The following is a 26,108-nucleotide window of genomic DNA, read 5'->3' on the forward strand; positions in this document are numbered from 1 at the left end:
GCTGGGCTGCTCGTCGACCACACCAACATCATCCCGGCCAACCGCCCACCAGCCCCGCACGCCACCCCGGCACCGCGAAATGATCAGCGCTTCCCTAGCCATCGGCGGGTAGCCTGCGGCAGGTGGAGGACCGGACCGACGACCTGCGGCGGGCGCTGCGTGCTGCGCTGCACGAGGACCCCAACGTGCGGCAGGAGGCGGCGCTGCGGCTGGGCACCCTCGCTGGTCCGGACACCGCCGGCGAGCTGGTCGCCCTCCTCGTCTCCGAGCCGGACCTCGGTGTGCGGGAGACCCTGACCTGGGCCGTCGTCCGTCAGGCCGACGCCGCCCTGCCCCACCTGCTCGCCGCCCTGGAAGGCGAGGAGCCCTCCCGGGTCCAGGTGCTGCACGCGCTGAGCAAGATCCAGGACCCGACCGCCGTCGCCCGGATCCTCCCGCTGGCCGACGACCCCGACCCGGCCGTGGCCGCCAAGGCCTGGTGGGCCCTGGGGCGCACGGGCGTCCCCGAGGCGGTCCCGGCGCTGATGGCCCATCTCGGCGACCCCGACGAGGCCCGCCGGCACGAGCTGACCCGGGCCCTGGAGCAGCTGGGCGCCCCGGCCGTGGACGCCCTCGCGCACCGGTTGCGTTCCGGCGACCCGGTGGAGCGACGGCACGCCGCCGAGGTGCTCATGGTCGTCGGCGACCCCGACGCGCGCCCCGCCGTGGACGCCCTCGTCCACGCCGTGGAGCACGACGACAAGGACGTCGCCCTGGTCGCGGTCGAGGCGCTGGCCCGGCTCGAGGTGCCCGAGGTCGACGAGGCCCTCCGCCAGCTGCGCGGCTCCTCGGACCGCTGGCTGGCGATCATCGCCGACTGGCTGCTCTTCGACCGGGCCGAGCGGCAGTAGGTCGTTCGCCCCACCTGTCGGAGGCTGCTCGTAGCGTGGGGCCCGTGTACAGCACCGTGGCGATCAGCGGCTACCGCTCCCTGCGCGACGTCCGCCTGCCGCTGGGCCGGCTGACCGTCGTCACCGGGGCCAACGGCTCGGGCAAGTCCAGCGTCTACCGGGCGCTGCGCCTGCTCGCCGACTGCGGTGACGGACGGGTCGTCGGCTCGCTGGCCCGCGAGGGCGGGCTGGGCTCGGCCCTGTGGGCCGGCCCGGAGACCCTCGGCGGCGCGCGCCGGGGCCACGACGTGGAGGGCACCGTCCGCAAGGGCCGGATCTCCCTGCTGCTGGGGGTCGGCGGCGACGAGCTGTCCTACCTGGTCGACCTCGGCATCCCGGTGCAGGGCGGGTCGGCCTTCGACCGGGACCCGGAGGTGAAGCGGGAGGCGGTGTGGACCGGGCCGGTGATGCGCCCCTCCACCCTGCTGGCCCGACGGCGGCACCACCGGGTCGAGGTCCGCGACGACAGCGGCAGCTGGGTTCAGGCACCGGTCAGCGTGCAGGCGTGGTCGAGCATGCTCACCGAGGTCGTCGACCCGGTCGCCGCGCCCGAGCTGTGGGCGGTGCGGGAGCAGCTGCGCTCCTGGCGGTTCTACGACGGCTTCCGCGTCGACGCCGCCAGCCCTGCCCGGCAGCCGCAGGTCGGCACCCGCACCTGGGCGCTCGCCGACGACGGCGCCGACCTGGCGGCCGCCCTGCAGACCATCGCCGAGGACGGCCGGGCGGCCCTCGACGACGCGGTCGCGGACGCCTTCGACGGGGCCCGGCTCGAGGTCGCCGCCCAGGACGGCCTGTTCGACGTCCGGCTGCACCAGCCGGGCATGCTGCGGCCGCTGCGCACCGCCGAACTGTCCGACGGCACGCTGCGCTACCTGCTGTGGTTGGCCGCCCTGCTGACGCCGGTGCCGCCCCGCCTCATGGCGCTCAACGAGCCGGAGACGAGCCTGCACCCCTCCCTCCTGCCGGCCCTGGCACGACTGGTCGCCACCGCCTCCCGTCGGACCCAGGTGGTCGTGGTGACCCACTCCGAGGCCCTCGTCGAGGAGCTGGCCGGTGCGCTGACGGTGGACGGCGAGGACCCGCGGGACATGGACCCCGTGCCCGGGGAGGTGCCGCCGCTGCGGCTGGTCGAGCTGGCCAAGGACCTCGGCGAGACCCGGGTGGAGGGCCAGGGGGTGCTCACCACGCCGGCCTGGGAGTGGGGCCGGCGCTGACCGGGTCCGTCAGCCGGCGACTGCGAGCGTCGGCACGGGCCGGGCCCGCGGTCGAAGCACCACCCGGCGCGGGTCAGCCGGGCCGGACACCCGAAGATGCCGTGAGGACCCAGATATTTGGGGGGTCTCACGTCTGTTCGGGGGGTTCACCGATCTCCGCGTGTTTCACGGACCTCCGGCGGGAGTGCGCGGCGCCCCGGCGCGGTCACCCGCCGTCGAGGTCCTCGGCGGCCGGGTCGACGGGCGCCAGGTCGGGACGCTTGCCGGTCCGGCCGTCGCCGGAGCTCTGCCCGCGCAGCCGCCGCCCGACCCACGGGCCGAGGTGCTGCGACGCCCACGCCCGGTGCTCGCGCAGCGCCTCGCGCTGACCGCGCAGCGCCTCGCGCCGCCCGTGGGCCGGCACCGCCGCCGGCGGGTCGACCCAGCCGTGCTGCCCGACGGGCACCCCGAGCGTCCAGAGCACCTGCGCGGCCACCAGCCGGTGGCCCTCCGTGCTGAGGTGGATCCGGTCCTCGGCGTACATCCGGGGATGGCGCAGGGCACCCAGGGTGTAGAGGTCGACGACGAACGACCCGGTCCGCTGCCCGATGGCCCACAGGTGGGCGTTGTGCTCCACGAGCCGCGGGGTGATCCGGCTGACCACCGGGATCCACGAGACGTTGGCCGAGGTGAAGAGCACCACGTCGGCCCCGTCGGCCCGCAGCCGCTCCACGGCCCCCTCGAGCCTGGCCATGACCTCGGGGATGGAGACCCGGGGACGGAGCACGTCGTTGCCGCCGGCCGACAGGCTGACCAGGTCGGGCCGCAGCTCCACCGCGGCGGGCAGCTGCTCGGCCAGGACCGCGTCGATCCGTCGCCCGCGGACCGCGAGGTTGGCGTAGCGCAGGTCGAGACCCGCCCGCGCGTTCCGGGCCGCGAGCGCGGCGGCGACCCGGTCGGCCCACCCCAGGTGCTCCCCGGGCCGTGAGGGGTCCTCGTCGGCCAGCCCCTCGGTGAAGGAGTCGCCGACCGCCACGAACCGCCGCCAGGTGCGCAGCTGCGGAGGGTCGGGACGGACGGGCACCGCGCCAGCGTATGCCGCCCGCCCTCGAGGATCCTGCGCGGAGGTGCCCATCCCTGCCAGAGTGGCCGGATGAGGATCGCCGTGCCGACCGAGGTCAAGAACAACGAGTACCGGGTGGCCATCACCCCGGTCGGGGTGCACGAGCTGGTGCGCCGCGGCCACGAGGTCCTCGTCCAGCGGGGACCGACCGAGGTCAAGAACAACGAGTACCGGGTGGCCATCACCCCGGTCGGGGTGCACGAGCTGGTGCGCCGCGGCCACGAGGTCCTCGTCCAGCGGGGAGCCGGGGAGGGCTCGTCGATCCCCGACGACGACTACGTCGCCCAGGGGGCCACCCTCGTGGACGGGGCCGAGGACACCTGGGCCGCAGGCGAGATGGTGCTCAAGGTCAAGGAGCCGGTCGAGGAGGAGTACGGCTTCCTGCGCGAGGACCTGACCCTGTTCACCTTCCTGCACCTGGCCGCCGACGAGCCGCTGACCCGACGCCTGCTCGAGGCCGGCACGACCGCGATCGCCTACGAGACGGTCCAGCTGCCGGACCGCAGCCTGCCGCTGCTGTACCCGATGTCCGAGGTGGCCGGCTGCCTGGCGCCCCAGGTCGGTGCCCACACGATGATGAAGGTCAACGGGGGACGGGGCGTGCTCATGGGCGGCATCGGCGGCGTGGCCAACGCCAAGGTCCTCGTGCTCGGCGGCGGCGTCGCGGGGCAGAACGCCGCCAACATCGCCCTCGGCATGGGGGCCGATGTGACCATCCTCGACACCGACCTGGCCAAGCTGCGCACCCTGTTCTGGCGGTTCGACAACCAGGTGCGCCAGCTGGCGTCCAACACCCTGACCATCTCCGAGCTCGTGCCCGAGGCCGACATGATCATCGGCACGGTGCTGGTGCCCGGCGCCCGCGCCCCCCAGCTGGTCACCGACGAGATGGTCGCGTCCATGAAGCCGGGGTCGGTGCTGGTGGACGTGGCGATCGACCAGGGCGGCTGCTTCGAGGGGTCCCGTCCGACGACCCACGCCGACCCGACCTTCCCGGTGCACGGGTCGATCTTCTACTGCGTGGCCAACATGCCCGGCTCGGTGCCGCACACCTCCACCTGGGCGCTGACCAACGCCACCCTGCCCTACGCGGTGCAGCTCGCCGAGAAAGGGTGGGCGCAGGCGCTGCGCGACGACGACGCCCTGGCCCACGGCCTCAACACCCACGCCGGGCAACTCACCTACGCAGCGGTCGGGGAGGCGTTCGGGATCGCGGCCACCTCCACGGAGGAGGTGCTCGCCTGAGGCAGGTCGGCCCGACGGTCCCTGGACGACGGCCCTGAGGATCCCGGACGACGGACCGGATGGTCCCCGACACCGACGACGCCCGGCCCCTGGCAGGGGACCGGGCGTCGCGACGTGTGCGGGACGTCAGCCGTTGACGCGGTCCTTGAGCTTGGAGCCCTGCTTGAAGCCGACGGACTTGCTCGCGGCGATCTGGATCTCCGCGCCCGTCTGCGGGTTGCGACCGGTACGGGCGGCGCGCTCGCGGACCTCGAAGGTGCCGAAGCCGGGGAACGAGACCTTCTCGCCCTTGGCCAGCTCGGCGGAGACGGCGTCCAGGACAGCGCTGACGACCTTGTCGGCAGCAGCCTGCGTCATGCCGGCCTCGCGGGCGACGGCCTCGACAATGACCTTCTTGCTCATGGGTACAGCCTTTCATCGCATGGATGGGTCGCCTCACGGTAGGCAGATGGCGGGCCGGATTGCCAAGCAACACGCCCGAATCCGCGTCGTGGAGCGGAAAAACGGCCCCAGAAGCCCCCCCCCCCCCCAGCGACCCCTCGCGGGGCCTCCGCGGGGCCTCCGCCGGGCCCGACGACCTCCCTCGGCGGGCATCCACCGGCCGGGGGGCGGTCGCCCCGGGGGTGCGGTGACGAGGTCGCGCAGACGAAGTCCGGTGACAAACCGGCACTGTCCCGCAACGGTGGAGCCCCGCAGCACCTGCTGACGGAGCCGAGTCCGGTCAAACTGCACGGCGATCCGCACCACACGCCCTCGAGGACCCAGGCCGGTTCGGACGACGGCCCGCTGGATCCCAGGCCCCGTCGCTCGAGCGAAACCCCACCTCGACCGACAGAAGGACCTGATGACCGACCCGCGCCCACCGCATACCCCCCACGCCCCCCTGCCCGCCCGCGCCCACCGCACCCGCAGGGTGCTGGCCGCCTCGGCCGTCCTCGGGCTGCTGCTGGCCGGCTGCACCACCGGCACCGACGACGACGCCTCCGCAGGGCGACGGCGACCGGCCCGGACGACGTGGAGAGCGGCTACGACGACATCGCCGCCTACGGCCTGCTCACCGGGCACGTGGACGAGACCGCGGACGTGGTCGCGCAGATGCGCGCGGAGCTGGAGGAGGCGTATGCCTCCGCGCCCCAGGACGCGGGCGTGCGGGTCTACCACGAGGTGGACGACACCTTCTTCGCGGCCAGCAGCAACAGCTTCATCGGCTCGGTCTACGCCGAGCTTGGCGCCGAGAACGTCGCCGACGAGGCGGACACCGACGCCAGCGGCTACCCCCAGCTGACCGAGGAGGCGGTCGTGGCCGCCGACCCCGAGCTCATCGTCATCACCGACGAGATCGGCTACGGTCCCGAGGACGTCGCGGCGCGCCCCGGCTGGTCGGAGGTCACCGCCGTGCGCAACGACGCGATCGTCGTCGCGGACGCCGACATCGCCTCCCGCTGGGGGCCCCGCCTGCCGCAGCTCGTGCAGACGCTCGCCGACGCGGTCGCCGCGGCGGCCGCGGTGCCCGCCGGACGCTGAGCCCGATCCGCAGCACCCCGACGAGTCCGAGGAGACCGTGGCCACGACGACCGCACACCGCCCGGGCGACCCCCTGGACCAGGCGGCCGCCCGGGCGTTCCGGCTGACCTGGCCGGCCGTCCTGGGGGCCGTCGCCCTGCTGGCCCTCGCGGCGCTGGTGTCGGTCACCCAGGGCGCGGCGGGGCTGTCGGTCGAAGGTGTCCTGCGCTCGCTCGTGGGAGCCCTTCCAGGTCTGTCGGTGGAGCAGACGCTGACCGACCAGCGGCAGGCCGTCCTGTGGCAGATCCGGCTGCCCCGCACGGCGCTGGCCGCGCTGGTGGGGGCCTCCCTGGCGGTGGCCGGGGCCGGCTACCAGGGGGTCTTCCGCAACCCGCTGGCCGACCCCTACCTGCTCGGCGTCTCCGCCGGCGCCGGCCTGGGGGCCGTGCTCGCGCTGGGCTTCGGCCTGGACCTGTCGTGGGGGCCGGTCGGCGCGCTGCCGGCGGCGGCCTTCGTCGGGGCGCTGCTGGCCGTGACCGGGTCCGTCGTGGTGGCCCGCGGGTCCTTCCGCGACCCGGCCACCCTCCTGCTCGCGGGGGTGGCCATGGCGGCCCTGTTCTCCGCCTCGCAGACCTTCGCGCTGCAACGGTTGGACCAGACCAGGGCACGGGAGGTGCTGTCCTGGCTGTTCGGCCGGCTGGCCACCCACGGCTGGTCCCCCGTCCTGCTGCTGCTGCCCTACGTGCTCCTCGCCGGGCTGGTGCTGCTGCTGCACGCACGGCACCTCGACGTGCTGCGGCTCGGCGACGACGAGGCCCGGGCCCTGGGGCTGAGCCCCGCACGCTCCCGGCTCGTGGTCGTCGGGGCCGCCACCCTCATCACCGCGACCGCCGTGTCGGTCAGCGGGCTCATCGGCTTCGTCGGGCTCGTCACCCCGCACGTGGTCCGGCTGCTCGTGGGCCACTCCTACCGCGTCCTCGTGCCGCTGTCGGCCCTCGTCGGCGCGGCCTTCCTCACCATCGCCGACGTCGGTGCCCGCACCCTGGCCGCCCCGGCCGAGCTGCCCGTCGGGGTCATCACGGCCTTCGTCGGCGCCCCGTTCTTCTCCTTCGTCCTGTGGCGCGGAAGGCAGGATCCATGACCCCCGCGAACCCTCCGTCGTCGACGTCCCCGCCCACGACCGCGGTGTCGCGGCCGTCGGCCCTTCCCCCGACCACCACGGCGGTCCCCCTGCGTCCGGTCGACGCCCTCCGGGTGCGTGACCTGCGGGTCGTCTACGACGGCACCGAGGTGCTCGGCGGCACCGACCTGGACCTGCGGGCCGGCGAGTGGCTGGGGCTCATCGGGCCCAACGGCTCGGGCAAGTCCACGCTGCTGCGGGCCCTGGTCGGGCTGGTCCCCTCCACCGGCACCGTCGAGCTGGGCACCGGGTCGCCCCCGGGCCCCACCGACCTGTCGCACATGCCGCAGAACCCCGAGCTGCCGCCGGGGATGACCGTCGTCGAGTACGTCCTGCTCGGCCGCACCGCCCACGTGGGCTGGCTGCGCTCGGAGTCGGCCACCGACCGCAAGGTGGCCACCGACGTGCTCCGCCGGCTCGGGCTGACCTCCTTCGCGGGGCGGTCGGTCCGCCGCCTCTCCGGCGGGGAGGCCCAGCGGGTGGTCATCGCCCGCGCCTGGCCCAGCAGTCCCCGGTCCTGCTCCTCGACGAGCCGACCAGCGCCCTCGACCTGGGTCACCAGGTCGAGGTGCTCGAGCTGGTCGACGAGCTCCGCCGCGAGGACGGGCTCACCGTCGTCGCGGCCATGCACCACCTGGACTCCGCCGCGCGCTACTCCGACCGGCTGGCGCTGCTCGACCGTGGTCAGCTGGTCGCGCTGGGCACGCCCGCCGAGGTGCTCGAGCCCGCCCTCCTCTCCCGGGTCTACGGCCACGGTGCTGCTCGAGGAGCGGCGGACCGAGCGGACCCGGACCATCTCGTGAGGCTCACCACACCGTGGGGACGGCGGCGAGCGCCGTCAGGGCCGGGTCGGCGGTGACCAGCACCCCGGACCGGGTGAGCGCCTGAGCGGCCAGCATCCGGTCGAAGGGGTCACGGTGGCTCCACGCGAACCCCCCGGCCAGGATCGCGTCCTGGGGGGTGATGTCGACGAGCGTGGCGCCGAGCGCCGCCACCTGCTGCTCGAAGGTCGCCACGAGCAGCTCCCCGCCCGGCAGCTTGCCCACCCGTGACTTCGTCGCCAGCTCCCAGGCGGACGCGGCCGAGACGAGCAGCTCGTGGCGGACGTCGGTGATGAGTGCTCGCGCGTGGGTGGACAACCGGTCCGGCTCGTGGACCGCCCAGACGACGACGTGGGTGTCCAGCAGGAAGGGGGCGCTGCCGCTCACCGTCCCTCCCAGGCGTCCAGCTCCTCCCCCGGGAGCTCGTCGAAGAAGGTGGCGGGGAGCCGGTAGGACCCGAAACCCAGCCGTCGGGGGCGGGGGGTCACGGGGACGAGCCGGGCGACCACGCGGTCCGCCCGGGCGATGAGGACCTCCTCGCCCTCCTCCACGCGCGCCAGCAGCGCCGACAGGTGGGTCTTGGCCTGCTGCACCTTCACGACCTCCATCGTCTGAGACTAGGTTGGTCGACCAGGTTGGTCAACACCTCGACACCAGTGACCGTCGCCGTAGGAGCGGATCGCCGCCAGCGGCGGCTCAGGCGCGCCACCCGGACGCCGGTGGCTGCCGCCAGCGGCCCGGATCGTGGCCCTCGTCCTCCGGGAACCGCCCGGCCGCGTCCGCCCAGGTCAGCTGGGACGCGGGTATCGGCTCCCACGGCGGGCGGTCGTAGTAGTCGTGCGCGGCGAGCAGGACCATGCCGGACATCGGCAGCTCCTCCACCCGGACCGTCCGCCCGGCGACGTCCAGCTGCTCTCCCGGGGCCAGGTCCGAGCCACGCTCCAGGACGCGCTGCGCCGCGCCGTTCAGCACGGCGGACGCCTCTCGAGGTGGAAGACCCAGCACGACGAGCTCGGCGTGGCCGGCACCGAACAGGCCGGTCGTGTAGCAGAACGGGACGCCCACCCGCGGGGGCAGGAGGGCCGGATCGCCCCCGGCCGCCACGAACAGGTCGCGGACGCGTCCTGCGCGTCCTCGGCCTCCTCGGGGCCGGTGCCGAGCGCCCGGCAGCACGCACAGGCCGGCTCGTCCCCCTCGGCCGCCGCGACGGCCACGTAGGTCAGGTGCACGCCCGTACGGCGGATGTTCTCGGTGATCGCACGTCGCTCCTGCTCCAGGAACGCCTCCATGGCAGAGGTGATCTCCATGCCAGCTCCCTCCCCGTGCACCGCTCGCCCTCACGCCCTCCCCCGGCGCGGGCCCCGGACCCTCCGGCCGGTGCACGTCGAGCACGGTACGCCGACCCGCCGACGGAACAGGCCGCCTCGTCCACAGGTCGCGGTAGGTTGCCGCACGTGCCGATGACCTTCCTCACCGGCGGCGCCCGCAGCGGCAAGTCGTCGATCGCCGTCCGCCGGGCGCAGGCCGTCGGGGGACCCGTCGTGCTCGTCGCCACCGGGCAGGCCGACGACGGGGACGTCGAGATGGCCGACCGGATCGCCCGCCACCGGGCCGAGCGCCCCGCGGGGTGGCGCACGGTCGAGGAGCCGACCGAGCTGGTGACCGCCCTCCGAGAGGTCGCCGGTCCCGGAACCGACCCCTGCCCGACCATGGTCGTCGACTGCCTCTCCCTGTGGGTCGCCAACCTCATGGCCCGCGGCGACGACGAGGCCACCACCCTGGAGCAGGCGCACGCCCTCGGCCGGTGGGGCGCGGCATGCCCCGGGACCGTGCTGGTCGTGACCAACGAGGTCGGCTCCGGCATCGTCCCCATGCACCCGCTCCCGCGGGACTACCGCGACCGGCTGGGCCGGGTCAACGCCACCGTCGCGGGGTATGCCGACCTCGCCCAGCTCGTCGTCGCCGGCCGCACCCTGACCCTCGACCCCGTGGAGGGGACATGAACGACCACCCCACGTCCCGCCCGCACCGGGAGGACCACGTGACCGGCCCGTCCGACCCGGAGGCGCTCGCGGTCGTCGAGCGCACGGTGGCCGCCGTCCGCCCGGTGGACGCCGAGGCCGCGGCCGCCGCGGCCGGGGCGATGGACGGCAAGGTCAAGCCGCTGCGCAGCCTCGGCGAGCTCGAGCGGCTGGCCGCCCGGCTCGCCGGCATCCAGGGCACGGCGCAGCCGCACGTCGACCGGCCCGCGATCGTGGTCTGCGCCGCCGACCACGGGATCGCCCGCAGCGGGGTCAGCGCCTACCCCCAGGAGGTCACCGGCCTGATGCTCCAGGGGTTCGCCGCCGGGACCGCGGCCGTGGGCGTGCTCGCCCGCCAGGCCGGCGTCCGGCTGGTGGTCGCCGACCTCGGTGTCGTCGACCCGCCGGCGACCGCGCCGGGGGAGAACGAGGTGCTCGACCGCCGCGTGCGGGCCGGCACCGCCAGCAGCCTGGACGGACCGGCGATGAGCCTGGCGGAGGCCCAGCGGGCCGTGGCGCACGGCATCGCCCTGGCCGACGACCTCGTCGACGACGGGGTCGACCTCGTGGGCCTGGGCGAGATGGGCATCGGGAACACGACCACCGCGAGCGCGCTGACCGCCGCCCTGCTGGGCCGGGACCCGGCCCGGGTCACCGGACCCGGCACCGGGGTGAGCGGCGACGTCCTCGCCGCCAAGGTGCGGGCCGTCGACGCGGTGCTGCGGCGGCACGAGGGAGCCGAGGGCACCTGGGCGGTGCTGGCGCGGATGGGCGGGCTGGAGGTCGCGGCCCTGGCCGGGGTCGCCCTCGGCGCCGCGGCCCGCCGGGTCCCGGTGCTGCTCGACGGCTTCATCAGCACCGCCGGGGCGGTGGTGGCGTCCCGGCTGGCCCCGCGGTCGGTCGACGCGATGGTGGCCGCGCACCTGTCGCCCGAGCCCGGGCACGCGGTCCAGCTGGAGGAGCTCGGCCTGGAACCGGTGCTGCGCCTGGGGATGCGGCTGGGCGAGGGCACCGGGGCGGCGCTGGCCGTGCCGGTGCTCCGGTCGACGGTCGCGCTGCTGCGCGAGATGGGCAGCTTCGCCGACCTGGGCCTGCCCCAGGACCGGCCGACGGTCTGAGCGCGTGCGCACCGGGTTTCTCGACGCCGTCGCCCTCCTCACCCGCCTGCCGGTCCGGCAGGCCGGTGGTGACGGCGCCGACCTCGCCCGGGCGGCGGTCTGGTTCCCCGTGGTCGGGGCGCTGCTGGGCGGCGCTCTCGTGGGGACGGGCCTGCTGCTCGTGGCGTGGGCCGGGCTGCCGGTGCCGGTGGCCGTGCTGCTCGTCGTGTCCCTCGAGCAGCTGGTGACCGGGGCCCTGCACCTCGACGGGCTGGCCGACCTCGCCGACGCGTCCGGCGGGGCGGACCGGCAGGCGCGGCTGCGGATCATGAAGGACCACGCCACCGGTGTCTACGGGACGGCCGCCGTGGTGCTGGCGCTGCTGCTCGAGGGAGCGCTGCTGGTCGAGCTCGTGCCGACGGCGGACCCGGGCGCCGCCGGGATGACCTCCGCCGTCCTGCTCGGCGCGGCCGCGTGGTCGCTGTCGCGGGCGGCCATGCTCCCGGTCGCCCTGGCGCTGCCCTACGCCCGGGAGGACGGCACCGGCCGGGCCGTCGTGGACGGGCTGGCGCGACGGCATACCCTCCTCGCCTGGGTGGCCCCGGTGGTCCTGTGCGCGCTGCTCGGGTGGACCGGGGCGGCGATGCTCGGCGGCGCCCTCGCCGCCGCCCTGCTGGTGGGGGCGCACGCCGGGCGGACCCTGGGAGGAGCCACCGGCGACGTGCTGGGCGCCACCGCGCAGGCCGCACTCCTGGCCGCGCTGCTGGGGGCCGTCGCGGCGCTCTGACGGGGTCCCCGGGGTGACCGTTCGTCCCGTGAGGACGACCGTTCGTCGTCCGGTCGGCGCCGCCGGACGACCTGCCCTCCGCGGGGACTGACGCCGACGACGACGCTGCCCATACCGTGGCGCGGGTCACACCGCCGTGACCCCGGCGGACCGCCCCCGTCCACGAGGAGAACACCCGTGAGTCCCACCCTTCCACCAACGTCGGAGGTCATCTGATGGACATGCAGCAGCGCCAGGCGTACTGGCGACGCAACCTGCGCCTCATGGCCGTGCTGCTCACGATCTGGGCCCTCGTCTCCTTCGGGGCGGGCATCCTGTTCGTCGAGCCGCTCAACAACGTCGACTTCATGGGGGTCCCGCTCGGCTTCTGGTTCGCCCAGCAGGGTTCGATCCTGACCTTCCTCATCCTCATCGCGGTCTACGTGTGGCGGATGGACAAGCTCGACGCCGAGTTCGGGATCACCGAGTACGAAGAGGAGGTGCACCACTGATGGGTGCCGTTCAAGCCTGGACCCTCGTCTTCGTCGTCATCACCTTCAGCCTGTACATCTACATCGCCTACGCGAGCAAGGTGAAGGACACCGCCGGGTTCTACGTCGCCGGCGGCGGCATCCCGGCACCGGCCAACGGGGCGGCGATCGCCGCCGACTGGATGAGCGCCGCGTCGTTCATCTCGATGGCCGGCATCATCGCCTTCAGCAGCAACGGGTACGCCGGGTCCGTCTACCTCATGGGGTGGACGGGCGGCTACGTGCTGCTGGCCCTGCTGCTGGCGCCCTACCTGCGCAAGTTCGGCAAGTTCACCGTCCCCGAGTTCGTCGGCGACCGGTTCTCCGAGACCGCGCGGATCATCGCCGTCATCTCGGCGATCGTCGTCTCCTTCGTCTACGTCGCCGGCCAGATGGCGGGCGTCGGCCTGGTCTTCCAGCGCTTCCTGGGCGTCAACCAGACGCTGGGCGTCGTCATCGGCATGGCGATCGTCTTCGCCTACGCCGTCTTCGGCGGCATGAAGGGGATCACCTGGACCCAGGTGACCCAGTACTCCGTGCTGATCGTGGCCTACCTCATCCCCGCGGTGGCCATCTCCCAGAAGCTCACCGGGATCCCGATCCCGCAGATCGGCTTCGGCCAGATCATGGGCGAGCTCAACGCCCTGCAGACCGAGTTCGGCCTGGACGCCTACACCGGGGCCTTCACCCAGATGAACATGCTCAACATGTTCCTCATGACGGCCACGCTGATGTTCGGCACGGCCGGCCTGCCGCACGTCATCGTGCGCTTCTACACCGCGCGCAGCGTGCGGGCGGCGCGGTTCTCGGCCCTGTGGGCGCTGTTCTTCATCTCGCTGCTCTACCTGACGGCCCCGGCCATCGGCGCGTTCAGCAAGTTCAACGTCCTCAACCAGATCCCCGGCACCGGCGTCGACGACGTGCCGGACTGGTTCGCCTCCTGGCGCGACGTCGGCCTCATCACCGTGGACGACCTCAACGGCAACGGCATCATCGACGTCGTCGGTGGCCTGGGCGAGGGAACCGAGCTGGCCATCAACAACGACATCGTGGTGCTGGCCGCGCCGGAGATCGCGGCCCTGCCGGCCCCGATCATCGGCCTGGTCGCCGCCGGCGGTCTGGCGGCGGCGCTGTCCACCGCCTCCGGCCTGCTGCTCGTCATCAGCTCGGCGGTCGCCAACGACGTCTACTACAAGCGGATCAACCCGCAGGCGACCGAGGCCCGTCAGCTGATGGTCGGCCGGTTCGCCATGGGTGGCGCCATCCTCGTGGCCGGCTACCTGGGCATCAACCCGCCCGGGTTCGTGGCGCAGGTGGTCGCGCTGGCGTTCGGCCTGGGAGCGGCGAGCTTCTTCCCGACCCTGTTCCTGGGGATCTTCTGGAAGAAGTGCACCGCCAAGGGTGCGGCGGCCGGCATGGCGGCCGGTCTGCTCATCACCTTCGCCTACATGATCTGGACGATCCCGATCTACGGCGGCAGCGAGGGCATCTTCGGCATCGCGGCCACCAGCTTCGGGTTCGTCGGCATGCTCATCAACTTCGCCGTCACGATCGTGGTGTCGCAGTTCACCGAGAAGCCGACCGAGGTCATGCAGCAGCTGGTCGAGGAGGTCCGCTACCCCGGGCGCAGCGAGCTCGTCGCCGCGCACGCCACGGGCGCCCTGGACGAGGAGCTCCTCCACGGGGAGCACCACGACCACGACCCCGACGCCCGTCACCCCTGACGGACGTGCGACCGGTCCGACGTCAGCACGAGGACCGGTCCTGCACCGGTCAGCGTCGACCGGTCCCGTCCGGCCGGCACGGTCGCCAGGCCTCGCGCCTGCGGCCGTGCGGCCCGGACCGGCGGACGACCCGGCCCCCGCCCCAGGTGGGCGGACCGGCCGCCCCGCCCCGCTCCATACCCCTGCAGCACCCTCCGCGTTAGGCTGATCCCGATGGCGACCCAGACCGCCCCCGTCCGCACCCGCAGCCGCAGGATGCCCGGGCAGATGCGCCTGCTCGCCGCCAGCCTGATGATCCTGCTCGGGGCGTTCGTCCCGTGGCTCTACACCCCGCTCGGCACCATCACCGGGATGCGCGGTCCCGGCCTGTGGACCGCCACCGTGGCCATGCTCGCCCTCGCCGGCGCCCTCGTGCCGGCCAAGCTCCGGATGATGGCGATCCTGCAGGCCCTCGTCGCCGCCGGCATCAGCATCGTGCTGCCGGTCTGGCAGTTCGTCCACATCTTCAGCCTCGTCGGGATGAGCGGGTGGATGCCCGGCCCCGGCCTGCTGCTGACCTTCGCCGGCGGCATCCTGTCCGCCGTGGCCGCCTGGCAGCTCTGGACGATCCGCCCCGTGCAGGCCTGAACCGACCTCCCGGCCGGTTCGCCCCGACTCTCGGCCGGTTCTTACAGAACCCCGTGAGCTGACCTGCGGAAACGCGCACCGGCCCTGCACAAACCGGACGACAGTGGGCGCCGCGCCGGCGTCGACCGGTCCCGTCAGCCGCGGTAGCGGTGCTGACCCGGCTCCCCCTCGCCGGCCGTGCCGGTCGCGTGCTCGGCGTGCGAGAGGGCCTCGGTGAGCAGCCGGCGGACGTGGTCGTCCTCGGCCCGGTAGAAGACGTACGTCCCCTCGCGGCGGGTATGCACCAGCCCCGCCAGCCGCAGCTTGGACAGGTGCTGGCTGACCGCCGTCGGGCCGGCCTCGACCAGCTCGGCGAGCGCCCCCACGCTGTGCTCACCGTGCAGCAGGGCCCACAGCAGCTTGACCCTCGTGGGGTCGGCCAGCAGCCGGAAGGTGTCCGTCACGGCACGGGCGTGCAGGTCGTCGGGGACCTGGACCGTCCGGACCGGTTGCTCGTGCACGAGCCCACCCTAGCGAATTCACTACCTTCGCAGGTATGCAGATATGCTGGGCGGGTGCGAAGGGACCAGGAGGAGCCGGTGACCGGGGTCGACCCCGCCCCCGAACGGCCGGTCGTCGGCGAGCGCCACGACCACGACCACGACCACGACCACGACCACGACCACGACCACGACCACGACCAGAGTCTGCTCGGCCGGCTGCGGCACGCGGTCACCCCGCACAGCCACGACCACGCCGAGACGATCCAGTCGGCGCAGGAGTCCAGCGCCGAGGGCATCCGGGCGGCGTGGATCAGCCTGGTCGGGATGGGGATCACGGCGGTGGTCCAGGTGGCCATCGTCTGGATCTCCGGGTCGATCTCGCTGCTGGCCGACACCGTGCACAACCTGGGCCACCTGGCCACGACGATCCCGCTGATCATCGCCTTCCGGATCGGCCTGCGGGCGCCCACCCGGCGCTACCCCTACGGCTTCCGGCGGGCCGAGGACCTCGTGGGCCTGTTCATCGGCCTCATCATCGCCCTGTCCGCCGCCCTCATCATCTGGGAGTCCGTCCGCGCGATCGGGCAGCCCCGGGAGCTGACCAACCTCGGCTGGGTGGCCGCGGCGGCGCTGGTGGGGGCGGCCGGCAACGAGGTCGTCGCGCGCTACCGCATCCGGGTGGGCCGGCGGATCAGCTCGGCGGCGCTCGTGGCCGAGGGGCAGCACGCCCGCACCGACGCCCTCACCTCGCTGGCGGTGCTCCTCGGCGTGGGCGGCGCGATGCTGGGCTACCCCCAGGTGGACGCCGTCGTCGGCCTGCTCATCGCCGCGGTCATCCTTCTGGTCCTCTGGGCCTCGATGCGCACGACGCTGCACCGCCTCATGGACGGCGTGGAGCCGCAGGTGCTGGCCCGCCTCGAGGAGGTCGCCGGCTCCGTCCCCGGCGTGCGGACGGTGCGCCGGACCCGCGCCCGCTGGTCGGGCCACCGGATGGAGGCCGACCTGGAGGTCGACGTCGACCCCGCCCTCACCGTCGGCCAGGCCGACGAGGTGGCCCACGAGGTCCGGCGGGCCCTGACCTCCACGGTCCCCAACCTCGACGGGGTCGCCGTGCACGCCTGCGCGGCTCCCGACACGGCGGTGTGAGGCGGCAGGCCCAGGACGACGCCGACGTCAGCCGATGACCGGGACCTTCCCCCCCTCCGGCTCCTCCTCGGGGTCGCTGGAGGCGATGTGCACCAGCGCGTCACCGCTGTTGACCAGCGGCGCCTCGGTGCGGCCGATGACGATGCCGTCCCGGTCGGCCTTGACGATCGCCAGCCGCCGGCCGAACGAGTCGTGCAGCTCCCCCAGCCGCTCCCCCTCGACGACCCGCTGACCCAGGGAGGCCCCCAGGCCGAGGATGCCGGTCCGCCGGGCCCGCACCCAGCCGCTGCGCCAGCAGACCACGCTCGGACCGCCCGGCGGGACCACCTGCTCGTCCTCGGGCAGCATGCCGAGGGCGTGCAGGACCCGCAGGACACCGTCCACGCCGGCGGTGATCGCCCACTCGTCGAACCGCCAGGCCTCCCCCGCCTCGTAGAGCAGCACCCGGGCCCCGCGCTCCCGGGCGGCCGAGCGCAACGACCCGTCCCGCAGCCGGGCGTGGTAGAGCACCGGGGCGCCGAAGGCCTCGGCCAGCTCCCGCGTGCGCGGATCCTCCAGGTCGCACCGGACCTGGGGCAGGTTGGAGCGCCGGTCGGAGGCGGTGTGCAGGTCGATCCCGACGTCGCTCTTGGCCACGATCTCGGTCATCATCAGGTGCGCGATCCGGGCGGCCAGCGAGCCGCGGGCTGCGCCCGGGAAGCTGCGGTTCAGGTCGCGCCGGTCGGGCAGGTAGCGGTCCCGGGACATCACGCCGAGGACGTTGACGATCGGCACCGCGATGAGCGTGCCCCGGATCCGCCGGGCGGACACCTGGGCCAGCACCCGCCGGATCACCTCGATCCCGACGACCTCGTCGCCGTGGATCGCCGCGTCCACCCACACCGTCGGGCCGTCCTCCCGGCCGTGCAGCACGTGCACCGGCAGGCTGACCTCGGCCCCGGTGACCAGGCGGCTGATCGGCAGGGACACCTCCTGCCGCGAGCCGGCGCGGACCCGGACGGACCCGATGGCGAAGGAGGGACGGGGCCGGCGGCGCGCGGCGGCCACTACCGGCCCCAGTTCCGGCGGCGCACGGTCCGCTCGGGCCGCCCGCCGGCGTAGGAGAGCACCGGGTCGACGAGGAAGCCCTGGACGAGGGCCTCCCGCCCGACGAGCATCCGGAAGCCCATCTCGTCGCGGTCGGTCAGCGTCACCTCGGCCTCCACCGAACGGTGCCCGAGGACGAGCTGGAGGAGCACGACATACCGGGTCTCCTCGTGGCCGGAGCTGCTGCGCACGACCCGCTCGTCGTGGACGGGCAGCTCGACCGTGACCGCGTCGTCGGCGCCAACCTGCCAGGGGTGGACGTCGAAGCGGACCCATGGACGCCCCTCGACCTCGTAGGTCCTCAGGTCGAAGGCGTGCAGCGAGGAGGTGCGCGCACCGGTGTCCACCTTGGCCTTGATCCACGGCACACCCACGGCGTCGATGCGCACCCACTCGCGCCAGCCGACGACGACCTTCGGCGGGGTGGTTTCATGGGTCTGCCCAGGCACGTCCCCATCTTGTCAGGAACACCCGATGAAGCTCGCCATCCTCTCGCGGTCGCTGCGCGCCTACTCCACCCAGCGGCTGCGCACGGCCGGCCTCGACCGCGGCCACCAGGTCAAGGTCCTGGACACGCTGCGCTTCGGCATCGACCTGTCCGGCCTCGAGCCGGACCTGCACTTCCGCGGCCGTCCCCTGTCGACCTACGACGCGGTGCTGCCCCGGGTCGGCGCGTCGGTGACCTACTTCGGCACCGCCGTCGTGCGGCAGTTCGAGCAGATGGACGTCTACACGCCCAACACCGCCAACGGCATCATGAACAGCCGGGACAAGCTGCGCGCCAGCCAGATCCTCTCGCGCCACGGCATCCCGATGCCGGCGACCGTGCTCGTGCGCAACCGCTCGGAGATCCCGCACGCGATCGAGATGGTCGGCGGGGCCCCGGTCGTGCTCAAGCTGCTGGAGGGCACCCAGGGGATCGGGGTCATCCTCGCGCCGGAGGCCAAGGTCGCCGAGGCGATCGTGGAGACGCTGCACGGCACCAACCACCAGGTGCTCATGCAACGCTTCGTCAGGGAGAGCAAGGGCACCGACGTGCGGGCCCTCGTCGTCGGCGACCGCGTGGTGGCCGCGATGCGCCGGCGGGCCACGGGCGAGGAGTTCCGCTCCAACGTCCACCGCGGCGGGTCCGTCGAGGCGGTCGACCTCGACCCGGCCTACGCCGAGATCGCCGTCCGCAGCGCGCACATCATGGGCCTGCGGGTGGCCGGCGTCGACATGCTCGAGGGCCGGGACGGGCCGCTCGTCATGGAGGTCAACTCCTCCCCCGGCCTGCAGGGCATCGAGACCGCGACCAGGCTGGACGTCGCCGGCGCGGTCGTGGACTACATCGCCGACCAGGCCGACTTCCCCGACATCGACGTGCGGCAGCGGCTGGCGGTCTCGACCGGCTACGGCGTGGCCGAGATCGCGGTGCTCGCCGGCTCCGAGCTGGTCGGCCGGACCATCGGCGACTCGGGGCTGCGGGAGAAGGACGTGCAGGTGCTCACCCTGCACCGGGGCACCCGCGTGGTGCCCAACCCCGGGGCGACCAAGGTGCTGGAGGACGGGGACCGGCTGCTGTGCTTCGGCCGCCACGAGAGCATGCGCTCGCTCATCCCCGCGCGTCGGCGCCGCCCCAAGCGGGTGCGCCGCCTGCCCAAGGAGCCGATCCACGACGTCGTCCCGGAGCTGCCGGCCGGTGGTTGATCCGCCAGCCCCGTCGCCGCGCAGCAACCGGGGACCGGCGGTCGCCGGACGCAACCGGGCGGCGCTCGTCGACGCCGCCGAGCGGCTCTTCTCCGAGCAGGGGTATGACGTGCCGCTCTCGGCGGTCGCGCGCGCCGCGGGGTGGGTCAGGGCAGCCTGTACCGGCACTTCCCCACGCGGCAGGACCTGGCCGCCGCCGTCGTGGCCCGGAGCATGGAGCGGCTGCGCACCCTGGCCGCCGACCACCCCGGGGCCGACGGCTTCGCCGTGCTGTGGCGGGCGGTGGTCGACCAGCTGGTCCACACCGGCGGCTTCCTCGACGCCGCGCTCGGCCCCCGGGGCGAGGTGGGCGGCACGGTCCCGGCCGAGGAGCTGGCGGCGCTGCTCGCCGAGCCGCTCGCGCTGGCCGCGGCGGAGGGCCGCGTGGACGCGGGCCTGACGGTCCCGGACGTCATGCTCGTGCTGACGATGGTCCACGGCGCGGTGCACCGGCTCGGCGACGAGCGGGAGCGGCGCGCCACGGCATACCGCGCCCTGGCCCTCGTCGGCGGGGACTGGCCCCGCCCGACGGGCCCCAGGTCTGACCGGCCGGGTCAGGCGGAGGCGACCAGGTCCTCCGCGGCGACGGCCATGTGGCGGGCGCCCCGCAGGCCGAAGACCGAGGCGGGCGCGATCGTCGAGCCCGGCCCCGGGTAGGTGCGGCCCATGACCGAGGCGGAGACGTTGCCGGCCGCGTAGAGACCCTCGACGACCGAGCCGTCCTCGCGCAGCGCCCGGGCGTGCTCGTCGGTGAGGACCCCGCCCTTGGTGCCGAGGTCGCCGATGACGACCCGGTAGGCCGAGAACGGGCCCTTCTCGATCGCCCCCAGGCACGGGTTGGGCCGCACGGTCGGGTCGCCGTAGTAGCGGTCGTAGGCCGAGTTGCCCTTGCCGAAGTCGCCGTCGACGCCCGAGCGCGCGAACCCGTTGAACCGCTGGACCTGCTCGCGGAAGACCTGCGGGTCGAAGCCGGCCTTGTCGGCCAGCTCGGCCAGGGTGCGGGCCTTGACGAGCAGGCCGGCCTCCTCGAGCTTCTTGTTGGCCCGCGGGTCGAGGGCGTAGTTGCGCAGGTACCGACGGGCGTGGCGGGCCTCGCTGATGATCCAGTAGGCACCGTCCTTGTCGTGCTCGAGCATGTGGTGGCCCAGGTCGACGTAGGACTCCGCCTCGTTGGCGAACCGCCGCCCCTGCGCGTCGACCATGATCGTGTAGGGCAGCGCCCGCTCCCCGACGATGAAGCCCGGGTCGTGGTCGCCGACGGGGGCCACCGAGGCGCCCCACCAGGCGTCGTCCATGAGCTCCAGCGCCGCCCCGTGGCGGGCGGCGAGCGCGTGGACCTGCCCCAGGTTGCCGGGGGCGCCGGAGGGGTCGCCGTCGATGCCGTGGTGCTTCTGCCGCCAGTCCTCGTTGTGGTCGAAGCCGCCCGCGGCCAGCATGACGCCGCGCCGGGCGCCGATGCGCACCTCCGCCCCGTCCCGCCGGGCGACGACCCCGACGACGCGGCCGTCCTCGACCTCCAGGTCGACGACCGGGCTGTCGAGCCACAGCTCCACGCCGAGCTGCTGCACGGCGACGTCGTAGAGCGAGGCCGCCAGGCCGGCGCCGATGCCGGCGAGCTTCTTCCCGCGGACCAGGCCGCCGAGGATGCGGCCCACGACCCGCACGCCGCGGGTCATGCCGCCCACGGTCGACCAGGCCCGGCCGATCTGCCACACGTCGTCGGTCATCAGCGGCAGCGCCATGAGCAGCCGCAGGGTCTTGGCCGCGTCGCCGATGCGGTCCAGGTCGAAGGGCCGGGCCTCGATGCCGCGGCCGATCTTCCCGCCGGGCAGCTCGGGGTAGTAGTCGGGGTAGTCCTTGGCCCGCGCCCACTGCACGCCGTAGCGCTCGGTGAGGTCGACGAAGTCGCCGACGCCGTCGACGAAGGCCTCCTTGCGCTCCCGGGAGGTGGCCCGGCCCTCGTCCCCCACCGTGGCCTCCAGGTAGGTCAGGGCCTCCTCGCGGGAGTCCCCGGCGCCGTCGCGGCGCATGAGCGGGTTGTCGGGCATCCACAGGCCGCCGCCGGACATGGCGGTGCTGCCGCCCCACTTGTCGGTGCTCTCGAGCATGAGCACGGTCAGCCCGCGGTCGGCCGCGCCGATCGCGGTGGCGAACGCGGCGGCGCCGGAGCCGACCACGACGACGTCGTAGCTGTGCCGGCGCGGGCCCCGGTCTTCAGGTGCGGTGGTGTCCATGGGCGCTTCTCCTCGGGTCGACCATCCGGACAGCCGTGTCCGGATGGTCCACTCTACCGAGGAACGCCGCCGGCCGGGAGGGCGGGGAGGGTCTGCTCCCACGGGGCGGAGGGAGGGACCGCCGGCACCACGGCATACCCCTGGCCCGGGGCCGGCCGGGTGTCGGGCTCGCCCCGGCAGGGCCACATCGACATCGCCCGTTCGGCCTGCGCGGTGATCGTCAGCGAGGGGTTGACGCCGAGGTTCGCCGAGATGGTCGAGCCGTCGACGACGTGCAGCCCGGGGTGGCCGTGGACCCGGTGGTAGGGGTCGACCACGCCCGCGGCCGGCGAGTCGCCGATGACGCAGCCGCCGAGGAAGTGGGCGGTCATCGGCACGTCGAGGACGTCACCGACGGCGCTGCCGGGCCGGCCGGACAGGTGCCGGGCCATCCTCCGCACGGCCTCGTGGGCGACCGGGATCCAGGTCGGGCTGGGCGCCCCGTGGCCGGGGCCCGAGGTGAGCCGGTAGCGGCCCAGCGGACCGCGCCCGGCCCGCACGGTGATCGAGTTGTCGAGGGTCTGCATGACGAGCGCGATCGTCGTGCGCTCCGACCAGCGGGACAGCCCGAGCACGTGGTCGACGAGCCCCCCGGGGTCGGCGGCGGCGGCGCGCAGCCACCGGCCGGCCCGGCGCACCCGGGCGGCGGTCCCCGAGGTCCCGGGGTCGGCGTCCCCGTCGGCCAGGAACGGGGTGCTGAGCAGGCCCATCGCGTTCTGGCCGCGCCCGTAGCGGCACGGCTCGACGTGGGTGTGCTCGTCGGGGTGGAAGCTGGAGGTGATCGCCACCCCGCGGGTGAGGTCGGGTCCGGCGGCGTCCCGCGGGCGGGTGGCACCCAGGAGGGCCTCGGAGTTGGTCCGGGTCAGCTCGCCCAGCCGGTCGGACAGGTGGGGCAGGTCCCCGTCCCGCCGCAGGCGGTGGAGCAGGTGCTGGGTCCCCCAGGCGCCCGCGGCCAGGACCACGTGGTCGGCGGTGCGGGTATGCCGTGCTCCCGGGCGCAGGCGCGTCAGCCGGGTCCCGGTGGGCACGGTGGTGACGACGTAGCCGCCCTGCGGCCGGGGCCGGATCCGGGTGACCGTGGTGTCGGGGACGATCCGGGCGCCGAGCCGCTCGGCGAGGAAGAGGTAGTTCTTGACGAGGGTGTTCTTGGCCCCGTGCCGGCAGCCGACCATGCACTCGCCGCACTCCAGGCAGCCGCGCCGGCGCGGGCCGGCCCCGCCGAAGTAGGGGTCGTCGACCTCCACGCCGGGCTCGAGGGCACCGTCCCGGCCGAAGAAGACGCCGACGGGCGCGGCACGGAAGGTCTCGCCCACCCCCATCTCTTCGGCGACCCGGCGGTAGAGGGCGTCGATGGGCGTGAGGGTCGGGTTGGTCACCACGCCCAGCATCCGCTCGGCGGTGTCGTAGTGGGGGTCCAGCTCGGCCCGCCAGTCGGTGACGTTGGCCCACTGGGGGTCGCGGAAGAAGGCGTCCGAGCGGGGCCGGTAGAGCGTGTTGGCGTAGTTCAGCGAGCCGCCGCCGACCCCGGCGCCGGCCAGGACGAGCACGTCGCGCAGCAGGTGGATGCGCTGGATGCCCCGCAGGCCCAGCGCCGGGGCCCACAGGAAGCGGCGCAGGTCCCAGGAGGTGGCCGCGAAGTCCTCGTCGGCGAACCGGCGCCCCGCCTCCAGGACGGTGACGGCATACCCCTTCTCGCGCAGCCGGAGCGCGGCGACCGAGCCGCCGAAGCCGCTGCCGACGACGAGGACGTCGGTGTGCTCGGGCGTCGGCGCCGGACGGGTCACCGCTGGTGCCCGTCCGCGACCACGGCCTCCAGGCGCTCCAGCGTCCGCTCCATCGACCGGCGCGTGCTGTCGGCCAGGCGACGGACGGCGGGGCGGCCGAGCGGGGCCTCGGTGCTCACGTCCCAGGTCTCGGTGACCTGGGTGCCGCCCTCGACCGGGCGCAGGTCGTAGCGCCAGGTCCGGCCGGTGAACAGCAGCCGCAGCGGGAACGGGGCCAGGGTCCGCCAGGCGATCACCCGGTCGGGCTCGAGCTCGACCACCTCGTTGCGGGTGGCGTAGCGCAGGCCCCACCGCATGTCCATGCCGAAGCTGTCGCCCTGCCGGAGGGTGCGCGACCCGCCGCGGGCGGCGGTGACGGTGCCCGACCCGTCGATCTCGGCGTGGCGTGCCGGGTCTGCCAGGACGGCGAAGATCCGGTCGGCGGGGGCGGGGATGGTGCGGGTGACGCTGACCCGGTCGGTGCTCATGGGTCAAGGGTCGCACCGGCGTCCCGGGTGGAGGTCGTCGGCCCGCTGCGCCACAGTGGAGGCATGGCCGAGAAGAAGAAGGACCAGGACCCCGGGCCCAGCGTCAAGGACCCGGAGATGTACGAGTCGCTCCGCGAGGACGGCGCGAGCAAGTCGAAGGCGGCGGCGATCTCCAACGCGGCGGCCAACAGCTCCCGGGAGGAGGTGGGGCGCCGGGGCGGCGAGAGCGAGGCCTACGAGGAGTGGACCGTCGACGAGCTGCAGGAGCGCGCCCGCGAGCTCGACGTCGAGGGGCGGTCCTCGATGACCAAGGACGAGCTGATCGAGGCCCTGCGGAAGTAGCGCCGGGACGACGGGACCGGCGCCGTCCTCGTGGTCGAGGACGACGCCGGTCGCGTCGGGGCCGGGCCCGTTGCGGGCCCGGTGCGGCTCAGCCGCGCAGGTGCTCCACCGGGCGCCAGGAGGCGCCGGTCCGGGTCAGCACCTGGGTGCCGCGGGCGACGCCACGCCCGAGACCGGCCGGGGAGTGCTCACGGGCGCCGGCGGCGTGGCCGATCGCGAGCAGGGCGACGAGGGACAGGACGACCAGCAGGGTCAGTTCGAGCATGGGTCAACCTCCTTGGAGATGGTCGGGGACGACGGTCGACCACCTCCCGGACCGGCCGGGCGGGTGATCTGTCACCAACCTGACAGGGGTCTGACGTAAGGACAAGTCACGGTTTCTGGTCGGTACCTGTCAGAATCGCTACATGTTCAACCCGGACCACCTCCGCACGCTGCAGGCCGTCGTCGAGGAGGGCACCGTGCTCGCGGCGGCGACCGGCTGCGGCTGACACCTTCGGCGGTCAGCCAGCAGCTGAGCCGTCTGCAGCGCGAGGTCGGACAGCCCGTCATGGTCCGCCAGGGCCGCAACCTCGTGCCCACTGACGCGGCCGACGTCCTCGTCCGGCTGGCCGAGCGGGTGGTCGACCTCGACGAGCGGGCCCGGGCCGAGCTGGAGACCCTGCAGGAGGAGGTCTCCGGCCCGCTCGTGGTGGCCGCCTTCGCCACGGCGCTGCGCGGCCTGGTCGCCCCGGCCGTGACCCGCCTGACTGAGCGGCACCCCCACCTGGAGATCACCCTGCGCGAGCACTCGCCCGAGGAGTCGATCCCCGCGCTGCTGCGCGGAGAGGTCGACCTGGTCGTCGTGCACGACTGGACCGACCGGCACGCCTCGCCGCGGCGTGGCCTGCAGGCCCACCTGCTGGGGCTGGACCCGGTCGACCTGGTCACGCTCCGGGACGAGCCGCTGGAGCTGGGCCCGGACGGCGTCGACCTGGACGACCTCGGCGGGCGCGTGTGGATCGACGACACCCCCGGGGTCTTCAGCGACTGGCTGCTCGAGGCCTTCGCCCAGCGCTCGCTCCCGCACCGGATCGGGGCGACGGTGGACAGTGTGAACACCCGGGTCACCCTCGTGGCCGAGGGGTTCGGCATCTGCCTGCTGCCCCGGCTCGGCCGGGAGGTGCTGCCCGACGAGGTGGTCGCCACCCCGCTGGTGGAGGCGCCGACCCGTCGGATCCACGCCGTCCACCGCGAGGCCAGCGCCCGCCGCCCCGCGGTCGAGGCCGCGGTGGCGGCCCTGGACGCGGTCTGGCAGGAGCGCGAGGAGCTGCCCAACTCGCCGGCCCGCGACGACGGCTGAGGCGTCCCGCCGGCGGCGGTCCCTGCGCCGGGCCGGCCGGGCCGGGCCCACGGCCCCGGGTCCGCGACTCAGGTGGGGTCGGCCACCCGCAGCACCACCAGGGTGTCCAGCGCGGGCCGGGCGGCGTCGGCCACGGGCCGCTCGCGGAGCTCGGCCCGCTCCACCTCGACCTCGACGGGCAGACGGCCCGCCTCGGCCACCACGTGCTCCGGGTCGCGCAGGACGGCCGGGTCCTGAGGTCCGCCCGTGCCCTCCTGCAGGTTGCGGCGCGCGTGCAGCACGACCACGACCCGCCCTCCCGGGCGCGTGGCCGCGACCGCGTGGGCCAGGGCCGCCTCCCACGGCCCCGGGAGCAGCTGGAGGTAGACGAGCAGGACGAGGTCGTAGCCCCCGCCCCCCGTGTCCGCCGGCTCGGTCGCGTCGCCGACCTCCGTGCGCAGGCGGTCCTGCTCCTCGGGGGCAAGGACCTGCCCGGCCAGCTCGCGCATCCGGTCGACCGCCACCGCGGAGAAGTCGACGGCGTCCACCGTCCATCCCCGCCGGACCAGCCAGAGGGCGTGCCGGCCCTCGCCGGCGGCCACGTCCAGGGCCCGGCCGGGCGGCCACGGCCCCACGACCTCCTCGACCCACGGGTTGGGGTCGCTCGTCCACACCTGGTCGGACGCGGCATACCGCTCGTCCCAGTCCTTGGCCTCCACC

At 74.4% G+C, this 26,108-nt stretch carries 31 protein-coding genes; 17 read left to right on the forward strand and 14 right to left on the reverse strand.

Annotation, left to right across the window (positions count from 1 at the left end):
* Positions 1-122: 122 nt before the first annotated feature.
* Together BJF81_RS16025 and BJF81_RS16030 are read left to right on the forward strand one after the other, a co-directional pair.
* The gene (locus BJF81_RS16025) at positions 123-890 is read left to right on the forward strand and encodes a HEAT repeat domain-containing protein (RefSeq protein ID WP_237770303.1); all 768 of its coding nucleotides are present in this window, start codon (positions 123-125) and stop codon (positions 888-890) included.
* 44 nt (positions 891-934) lie between these two features.
* Positions 935-2,143 carry an AAA family ATPase gene (locus tag BJF81_RS16030; protein ID WP_075959178.1) on the forward strand — a complete coding sequence of 403 codons (1,209 nt, stop codon included), beginning with the start codon at positions 935-937 and terminating at the stop codon, positions 2,141-2,143.
* 205 nt (positions 2,144-2,348) lie between these two features.
* Here BJF81_RS16030 and BJF81_RS16035 read toward each other — a convergent pair whose 3' ends face one another.
* Positions 2,349-3,206 carry an SGNH/GDSL hydrolase family protein gene (locus BJF81_RS16035; protein ID WP_075959179.1) on the reverse strand — a complete coding sequence of 286 codons (858 nt, stop codon included), beginning with the start codon at positions 3,204-3,206 and terminating at the stop codon, positions 2,349-2,351.
* 69 nt (positions 3,207-3,275) lie between these two features.
* Here BJF81_RS16035 and ald point away from each other — a divergent pair, with 69 nt between their 5' ends.
* Positions 3,276-4,490, forward strand: coding sequence for an alanine dehydrogenase (gene ald, locus BJF81_RS16040; protein ID WP_075959180.1), 1,215 nt, complete (start codon positions 3,276-3,278; stop codon positions 4,488-4,490).
* Positions 4,491-4,616: 126 nt separating this feature from the next.
* Here ald and BJF81_RS16045 read toward each other — a convergent pair whose 3' ends face one another.
* Positions 4,617-4,892: an HU family DNA-binding protein gene (locus BJF81_RS16045; RefSeq protein WP_075959181.1), complete on the reverse strand. Its 276-nt coding sequence runs from the start codon at positions 4,890-4,892 to the stop codon at positions 4,617-4,619.
* Between the two features lie 612 nt (positions 4,893-5,504).
* On the opposite strand from BJF81_RS16045, the gene BJF81_RS17070 reads away from it, so the two are divergent.
* From BJF81_RS17070 to BJF81_RS16060, 3 genes are read left to right on the forward strand one after another with little or no spacing between them, the layout of a single operon-like run.
* Entirely contained in the window at positions 5,505-6,014 is a 510-nt protein-coding gene (locus BJF81_RS17070) for an ABC transporter substrate-binding protein (RefSeq protein WP_075959182.1), read from the forward strand.
* Between the two features lie 37 nt (positions 6,015-6,051).
* Positions 6,052-7,134, forward strand: coding sequence for a FecCD family ABC transporter permease (locus BJF81_RS16055; RefSeq protein ID WP_187345530.1), 1,083 nt, complete (start codon positions 6,052-6,054; stop codon positions 7,132-7,134).
* Positions 7,131-7,976 (forward strand): ABC transporter ATP-binding protein, encoded by an 846-nt coding sequence (locus tag BJF81_RS16060; RefSeq protein WP_075959183.1) that lies wholly within the window; start codon positions 7,131-7,133, stop codon positions 7,974-7,976. The genes BJF81_RS16055 and BJF81_RS16060 overlap by 4 nt, the downstream gene beginning before the upstream one ends.
* Before the next feature lie 3 nt (positions 7,977-7,979).
* Here BJF81_RS16060 and BJF81_RS16065 read toward each other — a convergent pair whose 3' ends face one another.
* From BJF81_RS16065 to BJF81_RS18225, 4 genes are all read right to left on the reverse strand, one after another.
* A complete protein-coding gene (locus BJF81_RS16065; RefSeq protein ID WP_075959184.1) occupies positions 7,980-8,381 on the reverse strand; it encodes a type II toxin-antitoxin system VapC family toxin in 402 nt (133 codons plus the stop codon).
* Positions 8,378-8,602 (reverse strand): type II toxin-antitoxin system Phd/YefM family antitoxin, encoded by a 225-nt coding sequence (locus BJF81_RS16070; RefSeq protein WP_075959185.1) that lies wholly within the window; start codon positions 8,600-8,602, stop codon positions 8,378-8,380. Before BJF81_RS16070 ends, BJF81_RS16065 begins: the two co-directional genes overlap by 4 nt.
* 88 nt (positions 8,603-8,690) lie before the next feature.
* Complete coding sequence (locus BJF81_RS18220; RefSeq protein ID WP_158068712.1) at positions 8,691-9,059, reverse strand: DUF4262 domain-containing protein; 369 nt, start codon at positions 9,057-9,059, stop codon at positions 8,691-8,693.
* Positions 8,960-9,301 (reverse strand): hypothetical protein, encoded by a 342-nt coding sequence (locus BJF81_RS18225; RefSeq protein ID WP_158068713.1) that lies wholly within the window; start codon positions 9,299-9,301, stop codon positions 8,960-8,962. The genes BJF81_RS18220 and BJF81_RS18225 overlap by 100 nt, the downstream gene beginning before the upstream one ends.
* A gap of 153 nt (positions 9,302-9,454) precedes the next feature.
* Here BJF81_RS18225 and BJF81_RS16080 point away from each other — a divergent pair, with 153 nt between their 5' ends.
* From BJF81_RS16080 to BJF81_RS16110, 6 genes are all read left to right on the forward strand, one after another.
* On the forward strand, positions 9,455-9,997 hold the full coding sequence (locus tag BJF81_RS16080) for a bifunctional adenosylcobinamide kinase/adenosylcobinamide-phosphate guanylyltransferase (protein ID WP_075959187.1): 543 nt from the start codon (positions 9,455-9,457) through the stop codon (positions 9,995-9,997).
* Entirely contained in the window at positions 9,994-11,133 is a 1,140-nt protein-coding gene (cobT, locus tag BJF81_RS16085; RefSeq protein WP_083664322.1) for a nicotinate-nucleotide--dimethylbenzimidazole phosphoribosyltransferase, read from the forward strand. Before BJF81_RS16080 ends, cobT begins: the two co-directional genes overlap by 4 nt.
* 4 nt (positions 11,134-11,137) lie before the next feature.
* Positions 11,138-11,899, forward strand: a complete 762-nt coding sequence (gene cobS / locus BJF81_RS16090) for an adenosylcobinamide-GDP ribazoletransferase (protein WP_075959188.1) — start codon at positions 11,138-11,140, stop codon at positions 11,897-11,899.
* A 215-nt stretch (positions 11,900-12,114) separates the two neighbouring features.
* Entirely contained in the window at positions 12,115-12,390 is a 276-nt protein-coding gene (locus tag BJF81_RS16095; protein WP_075959189.1) for a DUF4212 domain-containing protein, read from the forward strand.
* Positions 12,390-14,132 (forward strand): sodium:solute symporter family protein, encoded by a 1,743-nt coding sequence (locus tag BJF81_RS16100; protein WP_075959190.1) that lies wholly within the window; start codon positions 12,390-12,392, stop codon positions 14,130-14,132. Before BJF81_RS16095 ends, BJF81_RS16100 begins: the two co-directional genes overlap by 1 nt.
* Before the next feature lie 213 nt (positions 14,133-14,345).
* Positions 14,346-14,759 carry a hypothetical protein gene (locus tag BJF81_RS16110; protein ID WP_202817511.1) on the forward strand — a complete coding sequence of 138 codons (414 nt, stop codon included), beginning with the start codon at positions 14,346-14,348 and terminating at the stop codon, positions 14,757-14,759.
* A gap of 134 nt (positions 14,760-14,893) precedes the next feature.
* Here the strand turns inward: BJF81_RS16110 and BJF81_RS16115 are convergent, their stop codons facing one another.
* Entirely contained in the window at positions 14,894-15,259 is a 366-nt protein-coding gene (locus BJF81_RS16115) for an ArsR/SmtB family transcription factor (protein WP_083664323.1), read from the reverse strand.
* 54 nt (positions 15,260-15,313) lie between these two features.
* Here BJF81_RS16115 and BJF81_RS16120 point away from each other — a divergent pair, with 54 nt between their 5' ends.
* On the forward strand, positions 15,314-16,387 hold the full coding sequence (locus BJF81_RS16120) for a cation diffusion facilitator family transporter (RefSeq protein ID WP_237770304.1): 1,074 nt from the start codon (positions 15,314-15,316) through the stop codon (positions 16,385-16,387).
* A gap of 27 nt (positions 16,388-16,414) precedes the next feature.
* Here the strand turns inward: BJF81_RS16120 and BJF81_RS16125 are convergent, their stop codons facing one another.
* The gene (locus BJF81_RS16125; RefSeq protein ID WP_075959193.1) at positions 16,415-17,434 is read right to left on the reverse strand and encodes a succinylglutamate desuccinylase/aspartoacylase family protein; all 1,020 of its coding nucleotides are present in this window, start codon (positions 17,432-17,434) and stop codon (positions 16,415-16,417) included.
* On the reverse strand, positions 17,434-17,922 hold the full coding sequence (locus BJF81_RS17795) for an ATP-dependent zinc protease family protein (protein ID WP_075959194.1): 489 nt from the start codon (positions 17,920-17,922) through the stop codon (positions 17,434-17,436). Before BJF81_RS17795 ends, BJF81_RS16125 begins: the two co-directional genes overlap by 1 nt.
* A 25-nt stretch (positions 17,923-17,947) precedes the next feature.
* Between BJF81_RS17795 and BJF81_RS16135 the strand changes: the two genes are divergently transcribed.
* Positions 17,948-19,162, forward strand: coding sequence for a RimK family alpha-L-glutamate ligase (locus BJF81_RS16135; protein WP_075959195.1), 1,215 nt, complete (start codon positions 17,948-17,950; stop codon positions 19,160-19,162).
* A gap of 141 nt (positions 19,163-19,303) precedes the next feature.
* On the forward strand, positions 19,304-19,858 hold the full coding sequence (locus BJF81_RS20065) for a hypothetical protein (RefSeq protein WP_075959196.1): 555 nt from the start codon (positions 19,304-19,306) through the stop codon (positions 19,856-19,858).
* Here BJF81_RS20065 and BJF81_RS16145 read toward each other — a convergent pair.
* The 3 genes from BJF81_RS16145 to BJF81_RS16155 are packed head-to-tail and all read right to left on the reverse strand — an operon-like array spanning position 19,756 to position 23,725.
* Positions 19,756-21,435, reverse strand: coding sequence for an FAD-binding protein (locus tag BJF81_RS16145; RefSeq protein ID WP_075959197.1), 1,680 nt, complete (start codon positions 21,433-21,435; stop codon positions 19,756-19,758). The genes BJF81_RS20065 and BJF81_RS16145 overlap by 103 nt on opposite strands.
* 53 nt (positions 21,436-21,488) lie before the next feature.
* Positions 21,489-23,258, reverse strand: coding sequence for an FAD-dependent oxidoreductase (locus BJF81_RS16150; protein WP_075959198.1), 1,770 nt, complete (start codon positions 23,256-23,258; stop codon positions 21,489-21,491).
* Positions 23,255-23,725 (reverse strand): SRPBCC family protein, encoded by a 471-nt coding sequence (locus tag BJF81_RS16155; protein ID WP_075959199.1) that lies wholly within the window; start codon positions 23,723-23,725, stop codon positions 23,255-23,257. Before BJF81_RS16155 ends, BJF81_RS16150 begins: the two co-directional genes overlap by 4 nt.
* Before the next feature lie 63 nt (positions 23,726-23,788).
* On the opposite strand from BJF81_RS16155, the gene BJF81_RS16160 reads away from it, so the two are divergent.
* Positions 23,789-24,067, forward strand: a complete 279-nt coding sequence (locus BJF81_RS16160) for a DUF7218 family protein (protein WP_075959200.1) — start codon at positions 23,789-23,791, stop codon at positions 24,065-24,067.
* Positions 24,068-24,155: 88 nt separating this feature from the next.
* On the opposite strand, the gene BJF81_RS18230 is transcribed toward BJF81_RS16160, so the two are convergent.
* Positions 24,156-24,332, reverse strand: a complete 177-nt coding sequence (locus tag BJF81_RS18230; protein ID WP_158068714.1) for a hypothetical protein — start codon at positions 24,330-24,332, stop codon at positions 24,156-24,158.
* A 126-nt stretch (positions 24,333-24,458) separates the two neighbouring features.
* Here BJF81_RS18230 and BJF81_RS16165 point away from each other — a divergent pair, with 126 nt between their 5' ends.
* Positions 24,459-25,409: a LysR substrate-binding domain-containing protein gene (locus BJF81_RS16165; protein ID WP_269087357.1), complete on the forward strand. Its 951-nt coding sequence runs from the start codon at positions 24,459-24,461 to the stop codon at positions 25,407-25,409.
* Positions 25,410-25,477: 68 nt separating this feature from the next.
* Here the strand turns inward: BJF81_RS16165 and BJF81_RS16170 are convergent, their stop codons facing one another.
* Positions 25,478-26,107 carry a class I SAM-dependent methyltransferase gene (locus BJF81_RS16170; protein WP_075959201.1) on the reverse strand — a complete coding sequence of 210 codons (630 nt, stop codon included), beginning with the start codon at positions 26,105-26,107 and terminating at the stop codon, positions 25,478-25,480.
* Between the last annotated feature and the right edge of the window lies 1 nt (position 26,108).

The sequence above is a fragment of the Ornithinimicrobium sp. CNJ-824 genome, assembly GCF_001942405.1.
Taxonomy (GTDB): Bacteria; Actinomycetota; Actinomycetes; order Actinomycetales; family Dermatophilaceae; genus Ornithinicoccus; species Ornithinicoccus kibberensis.